10 protein-coding genes are annotated in these 16,776 nt (G+C 35.8%); 1 reads left to right on the top strand and 9 read right to left on the bottom strand.

Annotation, left to right across the window (positions count from 1 at the left end; all coding sequences use genetic code 11):
* Window positions 1-34: 34 nt before the first annotated feature.
* From ACEN92_RS06965 to ACEN92_RS06950, 4 genes are read right to left on the bottom strand one after another with little or no spacing between them, the layout of a single operon-like run.
* Window positions 35-607, bottom strand: coding sequence for a hypothetical protein (locus tag ACEN92_RS06965; RefSeq protein ID WP_495641649.1), 573 nt, complete (start codon window positions 605-607; stop codon window positions 35-37).
* Window positions 608-627: 20 nt separating this feature from the next.
* Window positions 628-6,744, bottom strand: coding sequence for a hypothetical protein (locus tag ACEN92_RS06960; RefSeq protein ID WP_495641648.1), 6,117 nt, complete (start codon window positions 6,742-6,744; stop codon window positions 628-630).
* The gene (locus tag ACEN92_RS06955) at window positions 6,741-7,346 is read right to left on the bottom strand and encodes a hypothetical protein (protein WP_495641647.1); all 606 of its coding nucleotides are present in this window, start codon (window positions 7,344-7,346) and stop codon (window positions 6,741-6,743) included. The genes ACEN92_RS06960 and ACEN92_RS06955 overlap by 4 nt, the downstream gene beginning before the upstream one ends.
* Complete coding sequence (locus ACEN92_RS06950; protein ID WP_495641646.1) at window positions 7,330-7,833, bottom strand: OmpH/Skp family outer membrane protein; 504 nt, start codon at window positions 7,831-7,833, stop codon at window positions 7,330-7,332. Before ACEN92_RS06950 ends, ACEN92_RS06955 begins: the two co-directional genes overlap by 17 nt.
* A gap of 337 nt (window positions 7,834-8,170) precedes the next feature.
* On the opposite strand from ACEN92_RS06950, the gene ACEN92_RS06945 reads away from it, so the two are divergent.
* The gene (locus ACEN92_RS06945) at window positions 8,171-8,809 is read left to right on the top strand and encodes a M15 family metallopeptidase (RefSeq protein WP_495641645.1); all 639 of its coding nucleotides are present in this window, start codon (window positions 8,171-8,173) and stop codon (window positions 8,807-8,809) included.
* A gap of 2 nt (window positions 8,810-8,811) precedes the next feature.
* Here ACEN92_RS06945 and ACEN92_RS06940 read toward each other — a convergent pair whose 3' ends face one another.
* From ACEN92_RS06940 to ACEN92_RS06920, 5 genes are all read right to left on the bottom strand, one after another.
* The gene (locus ACEN92_RS06940; protein ID WP_495641644.1) at window positions 8,812-9,378 is read right to left on the bottom strand and encodes a hypothetical protein; all 567 of its coding nucleotides are present in this window, start codon (window positions 9,376-9,378) and stop codon (window positions 8,812-8,814) included.
* A 2-nt stretch (window positions 9,379-9,380) separates the two neighbouring features.
* A complete protein-coding gene (locus tag ACEN92_RS06935; RefSeq protein ID WP_495641643.1) occupies window positions 9,381-10,559 on the bottom strand; it encodes a THUMP-like domain-containing protein in 1,179 nt (392 codons plus the stop codon).
* Window positions 10,560-10,561: 2 nt separating this feature from the next.
* Window positions 10,562-11,653 carry an AI-2E family transporter gene (locus ACEN92_RS06930; RefSeq protein ID WP_495641642.1) on the bottom strand — a complete coding sequence of 364 codons (1,092 nt, stop codon included), beginning with the start codon at window positions 11,651-11,653 and terminating at the stop codon, window positions 10,562-10,564.
* Between the two features lie 163 nt (window positions 11,654-11,816).
* Window positions 11,817-13,559, bottom strand: a complete 1,743-nt coding sequence (locus ACEN92_RS06925) for a RagB/SusD family nutrient uptake outer membrane protein (protein WP_495641641.1) — start codon at window positions 13,557-13,559, stop codon at window positions 11,817-11,819.
* A 28-nt stretch (window positions 13,560-13,587) separates the two neighbouring features.
* Window positions 13,588-16,776: a SusC/RagA family TonB-linked outer membrane protein gene (locus ACEN92_RS06920; protein WP_495641640.1), complete on the bottom strand. Its 3,189-nt coding sequence runs from the start codon at window positions 16,774-16,776 to the stop codon at window positions 13,588-13,590.

Here is a 16,776-nt window from a genome sequence, read left to right as displayed (position 1 = left end):
AGTTGAAAGTTTTTGCTAAAAAAGGAAAATCTCTTTATGGAGTAATTTTAGCAGTGCTGCTTCTGGTTTCCTGAATGGTAAACACGCCTTTTTCGGTTTCTTTTTTTACCCGGATCAGGCCTCCTTCCAAGTCATATTCATAAAAAGTGGCATAATTGTTTTCATCCAGCTCGGCCATAAGCCTTTGGGTATCCTCATCATAAACAAAGCTTTTGAGGCTTCCATCGTAGGGATAAAACCGGATATCGTCAAAATAGCATGGTGTACTTCCGCTACATTTTAAATCAATTTTGATATTTGCATTTGTATCTAAAGTTGTGATAGGCGGAATTTCCAGGATACCGATAATACGCTGCCATCCGTCAATAATAGCCCCCGAGGGAGTGTAGGTTGTACTGGTTGCCGAGACATTGGTAACAGTAACCATAATGGAACTGTTGCCATAGCTTACCGGCAATACCGTTTGCGCTTCCTTAACCCAGCCGCTTACAATATATTTTGTAGTGAGGGTAGTTGAAGTAAGGGGCATGAAAGATCCCTCGCTTTGGGCAAAAGAGGCTGACGTGATGATCAGCAATAGGATCAAGGTGTATATTGTTTTTTTCATTTTTTTTATTTTTTTGATATTTACCACCCTATTGAACTGTTGCAGTCATTTGTCAAAGTGCCGGAAGCTGGTTTATACCCAGCCCTGACAGTGCTTATTGGGGTCCCGTTTACATAATAAATAATTGTAGTATAGAAAGGCTGCCCGGCATACACCCCACCGCCTTGATGCTTAATTAATTCAGTTTTGTTAATACCGACATACACTATATTATTAACTTTCTTAATTGTATATAATGATATTGGATAGTTTCCAGATTGAGGACCTGATGTGTTGATATTTGGATCAGAACCATCTCCCACAAGGCCATAGGTAAGCCTGATCACCCACATACTATTATCCATCCCAATATTCGTTAATGTCGCTCCATCTACAACTGTTCCTACAGGACAAAATAAATTAGGATCAACAGCACAACTTATATAGGAATAAGGCGTATAGGTCTGGGTGAGTTTTCGGGTTAATGATTTAGTCTGACCATTCTGTACTTTTAAACTGCTTTTACCTGTATGTGATTCCGTTGAAACAAAATCAGCTGAAACGGTATTGAAACCAAAATGCTTATCGGTTTTTCCTGTCTTGACTTCTTCGAACCCTTCAAACCCCATTTGCTGGTATTTGGAGTTGGAAGCCACGGCCATTGGCAGCTTATACCCATAGCCGTATTGGGCGGCGCTATAACGTTCCAGGGCATCCTTGTTTTCCAGTTCTGCCCCATACGGGCTTACTTTTGTTACACTGCTGGCATAGGTCCAGTTGGTTGTATTGGCGGTCCATACCCCATTAACGAGCTGGTAGAAAGGGGAGAAACTGTTAAAAAAGCCCTCGTTTCGGGGATCGTTGGCATTAGCGGCAGGAGTTGAATTTCTTCCGGCCAAATACGCATATGATTTCTCCGCTTTCCAGTTTCCTTTTATATTCCATAAATACGGATTTGTTTTAACATCAAATGGATAAGCCGGATTGCCATTTTCGTCCGTATAAGGAGCACCTCCATATACCGTTACCGGCAGGCCTCCGGGACCGGGATTGGTAATATATTTACTTGGATCTCTTTCGGGATACGGTTTCAGACCGGATTCCTTCTGGGGGTTCCAAAAATCTTTGTATGCGACAGCGCTTGCATTTATAATTCTCGGGTTGATGCCTGAAGAACCGGAATACATAAAACTATTTGCATTTAAATTGCCGTTTGCAATCGGGTTTGTCATCGTTGTTATGGTTGACATGGCTGCCGATTGCAGGTTGCGGTATCCGGATCGCATAATTTTAAATTTAATAGTGTTGTTGTCAGCACATGGATTGGTATAGTTCCCATCCCGGTCCATTAATAATATACCACTATTGTCTACTCTGATAACCCATAATTTGTATACGATTGGCTGGTTTTGTCCAAATGTGGAAGAGGATTGTGTCAATCCGTCTTTTATGTAAAGTTCATCCCCCACATGAAACAGGCTCTTTAAGGGTCCTATATAGTCTTTTAATTTGTATCCTGCATCTGTTGATGAAGCAGACATACCGGCTGGCGCTGCCAGGGTATTCGAAATCAATTCCCCTTCAATGCCGATATTTTTACTGGCCATGCCCATACCATCATACATCCAATAGGCGGGATAGGTAAAGGAATAATAATTGTTGTCGTATTCATTTTGGGTCTGGGTCAAAATAACCTCTCCGGTATCGGCATCCCAGGCGATATTTTTCGTCGATATGGTGGAGCCTAAATCGTAGGCTGTTTTTTCAATCAGGATACCTGTTTTATGAACGTGTTTTGTCGTGACAGCGGTTCGCAGCACGTTTTCATGGTAGGATAATTTAGGGATAACCATGGGTACAAATACAGGAAAAATACCAAATAAGACCGTGGCGACATTCGCATCAAACCCTACAAGATTGGTTTCGGAATGGCTTTCATTAAAATCATTGATCAGGTCATAATCCACCCCCACTAATTTTGTTTTTACCTCTCCTGCCGAATTGATAGTCGTTAAATTATTGTCTAAATTTCCATCTGCACCAACATTGTATTTGTATTCTACGGATGAAATCGGCTTGGCCGGAGTCTCAGGGTTCGGTTGTAATAACAGGTCAGCCTGACTCTCGGAATATACATATTGGGATTTTATTTTGCCGTTCATGTCATTGGTTTCAATCGAATATCCCTGTGTGAGGGTAAGATGGTTCCTGACCCTGACATTCCCTGTTTTAACTATTGCGCCTAAAACAGTATTATCGACGATGTCGGGTCTGGTATCGATTTTTGTATAACTGACTTTTGTTGGAAAATCATAGCTGGTATAATGTTCCGTAACGACCAGGCCTGTAGCGTGTGTTTTTACCTTAAACTGGGTTGCCCCATCTTTGCGGTCCAGATTTTTTACCAAAACCCGGGAATAGGTAATTCTTGGGGCAGGAAAAAAGTTTTGTCCAAATGGTTTCTCGACATAATTATTTTCTTTTGGTGCCGCTATATTCTCCGCATAATTACCCTGGTTGTTGTAAAAGGGTTCCACCAAAGGATTTTCGGAGCATGAATTGGGCTCAAAAGTGGCCACTCCGCTCGATTTTCCAAATTGATCGTTATAGGTATACGTTTGGCCGTATTCCATACTATCGGTATCCGGAGATGTCGTATTACCGAGCATTTTACCCCAGTTATCGCTTAATTTTATAGATTTTACCCGTAGTCCGCCGCCTAATTTTCGCCCGTTCGGGTTTTCCAGTCGGATCCATGACTTGTTTGGATCAAAATTACTGGCACAGCCTTTATCCTTTAATGCCTTGTTCGGGCCATTGAATATCTCCGAAATAGCCTTAATGCTTCCTACCAGGTCTTTGACAATGGAAGTAAAATCATCATTCACGCTGTCGCCCCCTATACTGTAAACCACCCTGTTAAGATAAGTTCTTCCAAATCCCCACCCGGCTTTTGCTATAGGATTAACGTCAGCATTGCTGTTAACTCCGCCATCGAGCTTTAGGAATTCCAATGGGATTGCCACTATAGGACCTCCTGTTGTCTGATCTGTAATTGCTATTGGAGTGGTTCCTGCATTTTCATTGATTTTAAAGTATCCCGAAACATACTCCTTCTGCCAGCTTTGGCTTGTCATATTCAATAAAAAGCGAAACTGAATGGGTTTGTCTAAATTTTCTGCTAAGTATTTGGCGATAAATTCCTCCTTGGTTAAACCTGATGATTCATTATCTAATTTGATATACAAATATCTATTTGATTTAGTTTTGTCATATAATGTACTGGTTACAGTGGATGGCGGAACTGGTGTTTCTCCACAGCCTAAAACCTTGAACATCTGCATGGCTTTTTTGTTCTGGACATATTGATAGTCGTCACTTTCGGTTTCTATTGCAATTTTTCCTCCTGAGGGCAAAGTAATCCTTTTTAATGTCCAGGCAGCCGTATATAAATTGGCCTGGGCGGTATTTTGTTCTACAAAAGGAAATTCTGCTGTTGACAACGCAGATGCAGGTACTTCGCTGTTGCCGCTTAGAAGGGGATTATTTTTATAATTACCCCAGATATCAAAGCCTTTTATATCATAATCAGGGTTGTTGGGATTAAGATTAGGATTAGTAGGATCAGGATTAGGAATATAATCAGGGTCGTTGGGATCCGTAATTTCACCATAATTAAAAACATACGGGGTATATTTTCCCATTTTGGACCCCCTGTGTGTAAAATAAACGCGTTTTAATGTTAGCTTCCCACCTGCATTATCATTTGCAAGGGCTACTGCAGTTCCATCATTATTGGGCATTCCTTTGCATAAACTATAATTGTAAACGAAATAAGCCGTTTTTATGGGTTTGACAACTCCGTTTTCACCCGGATCAATAATATCTCCTGCTGTATTGGTTACTTCAGGCAATGCATATAATCGGATTGATTTTATTTTATACATTTTTCCGGAACCCATACCACCGCTTTCTCCCTGAACACCTCTGGCATCTTTTCTTTCATCCAGATCAAAAAAAGCTACATGCGTTTTAGTAACGATTCGGTTTAAATATTTTAATTCTTTTTCACCATACAGGTAAGTTCCCTTTTCGTCCTCGGTTTTAGAAATAAGCCCTCTGTTATAAGAGGCCTTTTCATAAGGAACTCTCCATCTGTAATTAGAATTTCTACTTAGATACTCAAACTTAGTATAACTTCCCAGGTCATTTATCGTGGGACCGTTATCGTCAATATCCTGGTAATCAGAAGACAATACGGAAGTTAATAAATAAGAGTGTGCATATGGGTTTGTCGTAATCTTATTTAAATATTGGTCACTATTGTTGCTGTAATTTTTAGTTAAATCTACATCATAAGGAACTGATCCCTTTGTATTATCTGCAAGTGCAAGTTTACCTGACACATCAAAAGTAGCTTCTACCTTTCTTGAGTTATAAACGGTGCTGCCATATACATAAGTGCTACCGTCATTCTGTACTACTTTTATTGCAGCAGTATGATCAGGCTTGGCAAAGGTATTCCTTTCAATAAAAGGATCTTTAATTGCCTCCGCATTCGTAATTTTCTGAACCAGTTGGTTTCTCAAAACCCGTTTGGTCCTTTTATTGGGAATAGTACTCGTATTGGCAGTTTCATTAAAATATCTTGGTATTACAGTCCTGTTTTTGGATACCCCGCCAATTCCGAAACGTAATGGGTTTGTGTTTTGAATTCCGTCATAAATGCTGATTTCCGGATCTACGGCCATACTTCCAACCAACCTGAAACTTACCGGTTCATAATCCGGTGCTTTTTTATCTGTATTTTTTTCTGCCAGATATTTTATTGCATTATTATTTTTAAACCATCCATCCGTAGAACTGACAGTCGTTGTTGCTTTAAAATCAAAGCCAAAATGGAATAATTCCCCAATGCCGAATTCTGCTCCTGTACTAATACCTATTCCTCTGTCCACAACGGCATCATTGTAAACATAACTTACTTTGGAACGGTACGGCCTGAACATTCCCGAAACGCCCTGTCCTTCAATATTATAAGTATCATACGTATAGTTTGTTACGGGAAGTGCAGTTGTATTTTCGGAAACAGTTCTTTCATTTTCCCTGTTGAAATCTAATATGCCTGATTGGTTTTTTTTATATTCCGTGTATTCATAACCAAAAGCTTTTTCTTTGCGATATTTATATTCCGGGGCTATTTCCTGATAAGATCCGTATCCGGTCATTTGAAACTGTGGTTCTAAAAACCATGTTTCAAAACCCACGGCACCATTAAAACTAAAGCTGTAATTTTTAAACCCTATTCGTTTACTTGGTGTAAAGCTCTGATTATTAAAAGATATACTTCCTCCAATACTCCCTTTTGATTCTATTTTCGTGTCATGATTAGATTCGCAATTGGCTATATAGGATTTGTTTTTTACTGATGCGGACAGATTAAGGTTCTCTATTCCTTTTCTGCTGTTTATGCCTAAACCAATTGTACCTGTACCATCAATATAATTCGTTGAGGAACTTGATGTTGTTGTTAACTTTTGAGAAATGCTGAGCGAAGGGGTTACAGTTGCACCCTCAGCTACTGAGCTGGAAATATTTAATCCTACAGACACTTCGTCGCTTAAATTAAATCCGACTCCAAATGAAGGCCGAAAAGAAACACCTTCATAATTGTTATATTCAACTCCAATTCCGGCTCCGGCTGTAAACAGCTTACTGTCGTTTCCTGCAAAGGCTACATTTACACCTAAATTGGTACCTACGGTTATATTCTTTTTAAGGTTATTTTCGTAAATCATTTCATCACCGTTAAAATCATCGGGTAATCCGCGGACCTGGCGTTCAATCTGACCGACATTCAGATTCCATCCCAAGCCTACCCAGGATGCTTCCTGATCCATGCTTATTCCGGAATTATAGGAAAGGTTTAGCGGATATCCCCCTACATCCATTATCGGGATATTGTAATTGAAATCCCCATTGGTTAAATCCACCATATCGGAAGTGCCTATGGGAGTAAATGAATTAAATTCCGGTTGTGTCGGACCACTTGTCAGTGCATACATCTGCATTGGCTGTAATGTTTCCAACAGAATCATCATGGCTAAATAAATAGCGATTGTTTTTTTTATTTTGCTTATTTTTTTTTGCTTGATCATAAGGCTATTTGGGTAAAGGGATCTTTAAATTTAAATTTCAGGGTTCCTTTTCTAAAAAGGAAGTCGTTGTAAACTAATTGTATTTTGTCGTTTGGATCTATTTCGGAGAAGAACAGCATCACTTTTTGATAAGGAGCAATTTTAAAGTTGCGTTCGAAAGTAACCCCTGAACAGGCAATAGTATCATTTTTTGAGGTAACCACATAAAAGTCTTTGTTCAGGCCAAAAGACATGTACTTTACAGCATCCGTGTATTCCATTGCTGTAAAATCTTTGGATAATAAATCTTTTTCTTCGTCTTGTTGAAAGGTAAATTCAATAATACGCTCTCTTTTGTTTTCTTCATACAGGGAATCTACCGTTTTTAAGTCTTCTGTTCCCAGATCTTTCAGCAAATAATACTGGATAGGAACTTCGACAGCAGTAAAACCAATGTCTTCTACTGTTTGGGTATACATACGGGATTTCCAGCCTGTTTTTTCCAGATTGAAGTAACGGTTCCTGATTTCTGAATCGTCTGAATTGGTTGATTGAACATCTTTTTTACAAGAAAACAAAGCAAAAAACAGTAAGACAAAAATAATCTTATTTAAGTCCTTCATATTTTTTGTTTATGTAAGTAAGTAAATCGTTGGTTACATCAATATCTTCATCAGCAAATAAAACGTTGCTTTTGTTTTCTGAACCAATAATAAGTTTGTATTTGTTTTCTTTTGAGAATTCTGAAGTATAACTTTTAATTCTGTTCCAAATTTTGGAAGATTGTTCAGAAGCAAAAATTTGATTAAATTGTTCGAGTTCTTCCTTTTTCTGGATAAATTCCTGCATTACTGTTTTTTTTTCCTGAGGAGAAATTTCTGAAGATTGTAATTTTAAATATAAAGAATCAATATATGTTTTTTTAGAATTGAATTCTTTTTCACCGGAGGACTTTAACTCTTTTGTCATGTTAAAATCGTTAAAAATTTTAACATTGTCAACATAGACAACTTTAGACTGTGAATTGAAAGTTAAAAAAATAAAAATGACTATTGCACATATTAGAAACAGGTTTAATATAAATAATGCTTTTGTAGAATTTTTTATCACAGATTAGTTTGTTAATTTTTTGTAAAACTAATTCTTTTTATGAATTGATTAAACATTTCTAACTATTTTTTTAACAGTTTTACAATTTAATTTAAAAACAAAATCATATGTGTAAGAGTTGGTATTTTGTTGTTTTTTTTTGTGAATAATTTAATTAATAGCTTGTTTTTTTGACAATCAAATTTGTTTTTTAAAAAGTATCAATAAACCAATAAAAATAAAAATATCAGAATAGAAAATTATTAGTTAATCCCGGCTGTAATTTGTTAAATTTGTTAATTCCGTTATTATAATTTTATAACCAAAATGGATAGATAATCATTAAATTATACCGTCGATGATACGAAACATAAAATTTTTATTACTTATTATTTGTTTTTTATTAGTAAAAATTTCAAATGCACAAATACAAACTTCAGATAAAATAGCAGACACAACTTTTGTGAATCTAAAAGAGTACAGTAAAGATTTTGTCTATGATATGAAGTACGCGACAGACGATAATTTTCTAAAGGCAAAAGTATATGATTGTGCTGAATGTTTTTTGCGTTTAAAGACTGTTGAAGCTTTAATTTCGGCTAATAAAGATTTTATGAAGAAAGGATATAAAATCAAACTTTTTGATTGTTACAGACCTTTATCTATTCAGAAAAAAATGTGGGAGATCGTATCGAATCCGGAGTATGTGGCTGATCCAAAAAAAGGCTCCATCCATAATAGGGGTGGAGCCGTTGATATTTCTATAGTCGATGCTACAGGAAAAGAAATGAATATGGGAACTCCTTTTGACTTTTTTGGAGTTCAGGCCAGTCATAATTATACTAAGCTTTCAAAAGAAGTACTTTCGAACAGAAAATACCTTAAAAAAATAATGGTTAAAAATGGCTTTAATTCTTTTGATTCTGAATGGTGGCATTACAATTTAAAAACCGGTTTACAAGATAAAGTTTCCAACCAAAAATGGAAGTGTGATTAAAATTACTGAACACATCTGATGTTTTCCATAAAATATGTATTTGGATGAGTGACTTTGCCATTTAGTTCTGATATCAGTTCTCCTTTTACAATATAATCTACTGTATCTGTTAAATATTTAATTCGCATAATCGAAACAGGAGATTTTTTCAGTTCTTCAAAATTATCCTTCATAAACATAAAAATCCCAGTATTTATGCGATTATCAAAACCTTTATCATCACGAACAAGAGTGCCGCAATTTTCCTGATTGATATGCATTAAACTCACTATTTTTCCGTTTTCTAATTGTAGAAAAATTTTTGAATTTTTGTCAAAACAATTTGCTTTTATAAAATCTTTACTTTTTTGAATATACTGCAAATTTAGCGTAGGTAAACCATCAGTTTGCGCTAATGAAAAGAAAATATAACTAAAACTTCCTCCAAAGTATTTCTCACTAATCAAATATTCATTTGTTACTTTATAGGTACCAATTGAATCTGTTACATTAGTGCTGTATTCACATGGTTTTTGGGCAAATCCGGTAAAGGTTAATAGGAAAAAAGTAAAAGTAATTAGTTGTTTCATTTTTAAATTATTTTTCTGCAAATTAAAACTATTTTGTTATCATTTTTATCAGTTGTAAAAAAACAATACAGATTTCCTCCATTTTTTATTTTCCATTTTTTTCTGATGTTTTCCACAGTGTCCGGAAAGTTTCTGGTAGTAACATTTGCCTGTTGATTTATGAGTACTGCTTTCATGTCATTTTTATTGTAGGAAATGACTTTTTCTATCTCAAAAGCTCTTCCCGGAAAATCAATTAAATCCTCGGAAGTATATAAGTGAGAATGCTTATGGAGTTTATTGATATTGAAAACTGCACTGACTTCATCAAAACCACCAGATTTCATAATCGCAGCATTGGGTTCGTACAAATATTTTTGAGGTAGATGGTAAGAAGGCAAATTGGAACCATCTAAAACAAATTCGAATGTTTCTGTTTTGTCTTTTAAGATATTGGCTGTTTTAATGGTTATTTCACCTGAATAATGATTGTGAATTTCAAAAAGCAATTCTTTTACTTCATTTTCAAGTGCAATAATATGAATGTTTTTTACGAATTTCAATTCTGATAAACCTGCTGAAATATCTAACAGGGGAGCAGTTTTTATTAGAATTGAATCTGTTTTTTCAAAATAAAAATCTAATAACTCCGGAACATTTGGCAAACAGTCTTTAAGCATGAAAACCTTGCCTTTTGCATCATTTCTGCGGGATGGATCAATGTACATCCAGTCCCATTTTTGGTTTAATTGATTTAGAACATTTGTAGAATCATCAGCATAGAAGTCACAATTTTTTACTTGTAATTGCTCGAAATTATGTTTTACAATTGCCGATAAATCTGTATTGATTTCGCAATGTGAAATGCTTTTGAATTTTCTGGAAAAGTAATAATCATCAACTCCAAAACCTCCCGTAAGATCAATTAAGGTTTCTCCGGAAATTAACGAAGCTTTGTAAGCTGCTGTTTTTTCAGAAGATGTTTGCTCTACGGAAATTTTGCCCGGATAAATAATGTTTTCTGTTGAAAACCAGGTAGGTAATTTATCTTTCGCTTTTGATTTCGCCTCAATTTGATTTAAAATTAAAATCCAGTCGACTTCAGGAAACGGGTTTTTCTGAAGTGCTAATTGTGGAATCGAAGCACCGCTATTCTGAGTTATAAAGTCCTGAATATTTTTGCTTAAAATAGAAGTGTTCAATGCTAAATCCTTTCAGTTAATACGGAGACAATTTTGTTGTCAGGAAAAAATTCTTTTAAGATTACTTTGATCATAGTAAAAACCGGAATTGCTATAATCATTCCGACAATTCCAAAAGTTATGCCACTGATTAAAATAATCAGGAATATTTCTAACGGGTGCGAATTTACACTTTTTGATGAGATTATTGGCTGGCTGATATTGTTATCAATTGCCTGAACTACTAGAAAGCCTATAATTACATAAATTGTTGTTGGTAAAATTTCTGATTGGAAATCTTTTCCAATTAAACTAATCATGGTTAGGATTCCGGCTAAGGTTGTTCCTATAATGGGTCCGATATAAGGAATTATGTTTAAGATGGCACACAAAAATGCAATAACGAATGCATTTTTATTTCCGAAAATAATTAAAACAATTAGATAGAGAATAAAAACAACTGTTAACTGCAATAGCAAACCAACAAAATATCGGGTTAGTAAATGATTTGTTTTGGTAATCGAGTTTAAGATTTTATCTTCATTCGTATCCGGAAGAATTCTTCTTACCTGATCTTTAAAGATTTCCTGGTCTTTTATGAAAAAGAAAGTAATAAAAAATACAGAAACCAACCCCATTCCCATATCTGCCATAAACCCCATAATAGAGTTTATGAATCTTGTAAAATAAGTAAAATCAAACATCGTAGTTATTTTTGAATCCTTAAGAACTTTGTTTAAATCTACGTGTTGAATGTTGAAATAGCTTTCTATATTTTTTTCTGTTTGTACAAATTGCTCTTGTAAATGATTGGTGTCTAATAATGATAAATTGTTGGCCTGAGAAATGATTAACGGAACAAAAAGCAAAATAAACCCAACCATTGCTAATATAAAAAGAATTATAGTAGTTGTAGCAGCTAACGAATTACTGAACTTCAGTTTGTTTTTTAAAAATTGCACTAATGGATTTGCAATTAAACACAATATCAGGGAGATACATAAATAAACAATTACTGTTTGAATTTCATATAAAAAATATAAAATACCTCCAACAACTAGTATTGTAGTCAACGCTCTCAGAATTCCATTAGAAATAATTCTTGATGTTATCATATTTGGTTTTTAGACCATAAATATAGGGAAAAAGCCATTAGATTTTTAGTTTAATAAAAATACCCCCGGAAAGTTAGACACTATCCGGGGGCAGTTTATTATTGTTAAGGGCTTTTTTGCTTCTTAGGGTCTGAATTTTACAGATCACGTTTCAAAGGGCATATTACCAGGTGAAAGGCAGGTACCAGTTATTAACATTCATTAATTTAGAGCGTACTTCACTTGCTTTACTGTTTCCTTCCTTGCTAAGTTTGTCATATACTTTATCAGCTAAAAAAGAAGGATCATTTCGGCGTAAAGCCACTCGAACCAAATCTTCCCAACGGTTTCCTTCGTAGGCAAGTTCCAGTGCATCTTCTTCAATAATGTGGTTTTCAGTTGTGATCATATCATCTCCCAGTGCTCCGGCAGCTTTTGTATAGGCACGGCCACGAATTCCTGCGCCACGATGCCAATTTCCTCTAAAAAACGGATAATCTCCCATGCGGGCATCGAAATCATAAGGAAATGGTAACTTGGTTTGTTGAATATTGGTAACGTCTGTAGGTTCCGGACTTATGGTAAAAGTATCATTTATGCCATAGTTTAAAATGGCATAGGCTACTTTTTGCTGGTTATCTCTGTTGGCAGCTTCTGCATAACGCAGGTGTAATTTTGCTGCACGATATAAAAACCATTGTCCTTTTGTATTTGCAATTCCAGTTGAAGCTACAGCTTCACTACTATAAAGATATTTCATAATAACGGGATCACCATTTATGATGTTGTAAGTGAATTTTGATCCACGTGCATCGTAAGGAATATTATTATTTTGGACTTGACGGTTCCACAAATCAATAGCGCTTTGCGATGGTTTAACTAAATAGTTTCCATTTTTGTTGGAAAACAAAGTGATAAATGGATTTTTAGGGGCAAAATTATTTTCAAAAGGCAAAGACCAAATCCATTCGGTATTCCACAATATATCTCTGTCTCGTGCAAAAATAGATCTCCATCCCTGAGTATTGCTATTAATTAAGGTAGTAGCATCCTGTTCAGAATATCTTAAATAACCAACTGCTAAATCATCATGTGTTGTAACTTCAGCAAATTTTACACGGTAAGTATTATACAATTCTGTATCTGCACCTCCTTTAGTCCCTGTTTCCATAACGTTTTTGTAATGGGCAGCTGCTGCGCTGTAATTTCCTTTCCAAAGCTGTAAATCTCCCAACAAACATTCTTTATTGATAAAGAATTTTGCAGTATTGTAACCATCAATATTAATTACCATAGAGCTTGCTGTCGCATATAAATCCTTGTAAGGCAAATTCTCAGTAAATAAAATCAGTTGGTCTAACAGTTGGTTAAATGACAATTTAGGATATTTCGAAATATTTTTGACATCCTCTATAGTTTCAATAGGTTCTGTGATGTAGGGAACACTTCCATAATGAATTCCTAACTGTAGATAAACCCAACTGCGAATTGCTCCAATATCAGAGTAACGCTGGTCATACTGTTCCTGGGTAAATCGCTTTTTTTCGAGCATGATATCGAAATTTTTAAGCACATTATTGCAGTTCTGAATCACCACATAGAAATCTTTAGGATTTGCATAAGGATTATTTGGTGAAACATTGTGCTCTGAAATTTCCTTCAGGAAAGGGCTTGAATTTCGGGTTGTCGTCATCAGGTCAGCACGCATTTCATTCAAAATAACGTTTTTCTCAGCAAGCGCCATAAATTTTCCATAAACACCTATTACAGCTGCATCGGCATCATATATATTGCGGTACATTTGCTCTTCAACAAGCTTATCCTCAGGCTGTACATCTAAATAGTCTGAACAGGAGCTCAGGCTGAACACGAGAGCCATCACCCATAATATGGTGCTTTTTTTTGTTTTTGTACTAATTGTTATCATCTGTATGTTCTTTCTAAGTGTAAAATAATTAAAGGCCTAAACGTAATCCTAACTGAAAACTTCTGAACTGAGGCGCTAATCCTATGTCTGCTCCCTGCCCAAATATAGATGAGGTAGGGCTAAATTCAGGGTCATATCCAAGATAGTCTGTCAGGGTAAACAAGTTATTGGCAGTAGCATAAATTTTTATAGCCTTTATATAATTCATTTTTTCAACATTAAAATCATATCCAAGCACTAAAGTTTTAAGCCTTAAATAAGAACCGTCTTCAATCCAACGGTCAGAAAAACTTGCATTTCCCATTGGATCACCCCATGTTGCTTTTGGCATATCAGTTTGTTGTCCTTCGGCTCTCCAGCGATTTGATACAGCAACGCTTTGATTTTCGTAACCACTCATTTTTTCCAAATTGTAACGTACGCCGTTGTAAAGGTCGTTTCCTACAGAGAAAGTAAACAAACCCTGAAGGCTGAAACGTTTGTATGTAAAATTAGTCGTAAAACTTCCGGTTAAGTCAGGGTTTGGATTACCGATATTCATACGGTCTTTATCATCAATAACCTTATCTCCGTTAGTATCTGTAAAACGTATATCTCCTCCCTGAAAAGGAACAAGTTCGCCATTAGTCAAACGTCTGGATAATCCATCTGCCTGTGCTTCTGTGGTAGTTGAATAAACACCATTGGTTTTTAAACCATAGAATAAGTTAGCATCATGCTCAACTGATGTAATGTAGGTAGCTCCGCCAAATTGAGTAAGAATATCACCGTTTGGAAGACTTTGTACTTCGTTTTTATAGGTAGCTAAATTCAAACCAAAATCAAAAGTGAAATCAGGTGTACTGACAACACGCGCATTTAAAGACGTTTCAGTTCCTAAAGTTCGCATTTGGCCACTATTAGACACTACATAATCAAAACCGCTTAACCCACTAACAGATTCATAAATAATCATGTTGTCCGTTTTCTTTCCGTAAAAATCCATAGAAAGATTGATACGTTCGTTAAACAAGCCTATGTCGGCACCAAAATTGATTTTTTTAACGGTTTCCCATTGCAGGTTTGGATTTCCAATGTTGCCGCTTACCAAACCTTGTACACCCAATAAATTTTGAGAAACATAATATTTTTGCGCAGTAAAGTTTCCGATATCATCATTTCCACCTTCGCTAATGGTTCCTCTCAATTTTAAATAGTCAATAATTGGTGAATTTTTCATGAAATTTTCTGCAGAAACCATCCATGCTCCTGTTAAGGCTGTCATTAAAGAGAATTTATTAGTTCCATCCAGATTATCACCAAAACGGCTTGAACCATCAACAGCATAACTTGTGGTTAGGAAATATTTATCAAGATAATTATAATTGGCACTGGCATAGATGTTTAACCAATTCCATTCTCCTAAAGCTCCGCCAACTTGACGTAATAAGTTAGATCCTGCTCCAACACTGGTAAAATCATCTGTAGCAGAGTTGTATCCTAAACCTAAATCACTTTCAGAATGATTGCTTTGAGTTCTAAAACCAAAACGAACGTCTACTTTATGATTTTCCTTAAATCTTTTAAGATAGTTAGCATAAATATCGGTATAAATGCTATTATAAATTTGCACTTCACTTCCTGAACGGTTTTTTGCTATTGCAGTGGGAAGAATAACGTCGGCTACTCCTTTATCCGGAATAAAGAAAGTTTCGCGCTCTTTATTGTAGGTAAGTCCGAAAAGAGCGTTTACATTGAATGCATTGTTAATGTTATATTTAAAATTCAGATTACCAAAAAAACGGTAGTTTTTGTTAATTCCAATTCCGTCATTGATGATAGCTTTTGGATTACTTATATTAAAATCATCTGTATCTGCAAGATTTGGCGAAACATTTCCATCGTCGCCAATAGCATTAGCAGCTAAAAATGGAGATTTTGTAAGTGCCAGATATATGGGACTGGTTTTATAAGCAAAACCCTGGTCTCTTTGATCCTGAAGATTATTGATAAAAGACATATTGGCATCTACCGATAGTTTTTCTGTTAAGCGTAAAGCCGCGTTTAGACGAGTACTGTAACGAGTTGATTTGGTATTTTCTACAATACCCTGATTGTTAAGATAACCTACAGATAAACCATATTTTGCAATATCATCACCTCCACGAACTTTAAGAAAGTAATTTTGGCTTACACTCGATTTGAAAACTTTGTCCTGCCAGTTAGTTTCGTTATGGTATCTGTAATATCCCGGAATCTGGGGATTATCGTTCATGTAAGGAAGATTGGCAATTTGATCTTGCGAAAGTCCACGTGAAGCTTCTAATTGTGAAATATGTGTACGGTAAGCATCTGCGCCCATAACCGGTAATTGGTCAGGGGTTTGATTAGCGCTTCCATACATGGTGAAATCAATTTTTGTAGTCAATTCTGTTGGGCGTGTGGTGTTGATAATCAATACACCATTAGCTCCCTTTGTTCCGTAAAGGGCACTGTCGTCTTTAAGGACAGTGATGTTTTCAATATCTTTAACATCAAGATTGTCCAGAGGAGAAGAACTATTATTTTGTATAATTCCTGAACCATAATCTTCATCGTCATAAATCATTCCGTCAACAATGATTAAAGGTTTGTTTGATCCATATAAAGAAGTAAAGCCACGCAGGTTCAGATAAGCACCTGAGCCAGGAACTCCGGATCTTCGGATACTGTTTAGCCCGGCAACTCTCCCCTGAAGAAAGTCTCCAACTGATTCTTTAACAGGGCTTGACCATTGATTGGTTTTGAAATTCACCACACTAACGGCTTTTGTACTTCCGTATTGCAGTTCTTCTCCCGTAGGCATATTGGCTATTTGGTAAGCAGGGGAATAATAGGCTTCGTATAAGAAGATTTCTAAATTTGTATTTCTATTTTTAAGTGGAAAAACTTTAGTTTGAAATTCCTGTCCGCTTACAGTAAGAAGTGCTTCTAAATGAGGTACATTTATTTCAAAGCTGCCGTCATCATTTGTAATTGCTGCCGAAAAGTCTTTCACTACTACATTTATCCCTGATAGGCCTCCTTTGGTTTTAGCATCTTTAACAATACCTTTAACTATAATTCCATTTTTTATTTTTGGAGCCGCGGTTACAGTTGTTGCAGTTGAATCCTGATCGGTTTGAGCGTATAAGGATACACTAAGGCTTCCGGCAAAGAAGATGGTTATCGCACAGGTTAGTTGTAAATTTTTTAACAT

Source organism: Flavobacterium sp. Flavsp81, from assembly GCF_059491325.1.
The sequence above is the reverse complement of the archived record's forward strand: the minus strand, read 5'-3'. Positions and strand labels throughout refer to the sequence as shown.